Source organism: Pseudonocardia sp. Ae505_Ps2 (assembly GCF_001932425.1).
GTDB lineage: Bacteria > Actinomycetota > Actinomycetes > Mycobacteriales > Pseudonocardiaceae > Pseudonocardia.
Genome location: NZ_MCIP01000001.1, coordinates 2,313,428 through 2,315,006 on the forward strand (window position 1 = coordinate 2,313,428; position 1,579 = coordinate 2,315,006).

Consider the following 1,579-nt stretch of genomic DNA (forward strand, 5'->3'; position numbering starts at 1 on the left):
AAAGACAGCAGCATGGATGCGCTGACCCTATCGCTCAACTGGCGCTGGCCAGTCTGGCTGCGTGGTCTCACTCATCTAATAGCGCATGGGTCTGAGACGGGCTGGTTCGAGGCAGCTCGTTCCGCGTTTGAGGACGAGCTCGCCAGAGATGACCCGTACGGGGCATCCCGCGCCGTGCTGGGTGAGGGGTTGGCCCGACTCTTCATTGCTGACCAGGAGTGGGTCGAGTTGCGGCGCGGGGATTGGTTTGGCGCTGAGGAAGACTCAAGCAGGAATCAGCAATTTGCACTCAGCGTTGCAGTAGCGACTCATCGGTACCACAAGCAGTTGCTCGAATTGCTTGGTCCTGCCATGATCGGAGCAATCAGGTCGACTGAGGCAGTCGCAGTGGGATGGCGAACGGAAACCGATCCGCTTCAGGAAATTGGGGGCTGGCTCGTCGAAGCAGTCATTCGTGGCGAACAGACTCTTGACGATCCAGTAGTGACGGTCTTCTTCTCCGAGGCGCCAGTTGACGTGCGGGGTGGAGCGATGGGACATGTAGCCTGGCGTTTCATGCGTGCAGACGAGGTTTCGTCGGGAATTCGTGACAAATTCGCCACCTTGTGGGACAGCAGGCTTGAACATGTGCGGGAGCATCCTGCCGACAAGGAGGAGCTGAGCGGCTTCTACTGGGTGGTCAAGAGCGGGAAGTTTGAAACTGGCTGGTGGCTGCCAAGACTCAAGGAAGTGGCGTCGCTCGATCCTACGCTTGGTAGGCAGCGATACATGATCAGCGAGGAGCTGGGGTCCTCGGCGTCCCTAGATCCCCATGCGGCTTTCGATGTGCTTCGCTTGCTGCTCGCTGTCCAGGACGAGGATGGTCTCACGAGCTATGGTCTTATGCGTGACGCGGTTCCGCAGATATTGGCTGCTGCTATCACATCTGGTGACGCGAACTTGAAAGCGGACGCGGAGCGGTACATGAACCAGCTTGGTGAGCAAGGAAACCTACAGCTCGAATCGGAAGTCCGGGCGTTGACATCGTGAGTACGGATGAGTCCGCCGGGTCTCCGTCTGATCGAAGGCTAAAGGTCTATGGCGTCAACGACTACGGTGCGTATTGTCAGGTGGAAGACCCTGTCGAGCTTCCTGAAGGTTTCGGACGTACTGAAGTAATGTCGTCGTGACTGACGTAATTGAGCTCTACAATGCCCAGTAGTTTATCAAGCACGGCCTCTTCCCTGCGTCGTTCACGGAGCGACGTGCAGCACTCCACGCCGCAGTCCCTCAGGTGCGCCAAGTCGTGGCGAAGGGCGAATTCAGGCGGTCGAAGCATCTAGCTCAACGAGTTCGGCGAATATCTCGGAGGGCTTCTTCCAGTTGTGGATCTTACGGGGTCGGTCGTTGATATCGCAAGCCACCATCGCCAGATACTTCGGGTCCGAGGTGATTTCCGTGCCTTTCGGGAAGTACTCGCGCACGATGCGGTTGAGGTTCTCGTTGCTGCCGCGTTCCCACGGCGAGTGCGGGTGGGCGAAGTACACCGGCATCGACCCCTTGGTGACGGCGGCGTGGCCGGCCATCTCCGCCCCGCAGT

Annotated in this window: 2 protein-coding genes; one reads left to right on the forward strand and one right to left on the reverse strand. The window is 58.7% G+C overall.

Annotated features, from left to right (window positions below):
* On the forward strand, positions 1-1,029 hold a 1,029-nt coding region (locus Ae505Ps2_RS31120; protein WP_212567628.1), incomplete at its 5' end, for a hypothetical protein.
* 272 nt (positions 1,030-1,301) lie between these two features.
* Here Ae505Ps2_RS31120 and Ae505Ps2_RS11075 read toward each other — a convergent pair.
* Positions 1,302-1,579: IS30 family transposase (locus Ae505Ps2_RS11075; RefSeq protein ID WP_170917123.1), on the reverse strand; the 278-nt coding region annotated here is incomplete at its 5' end.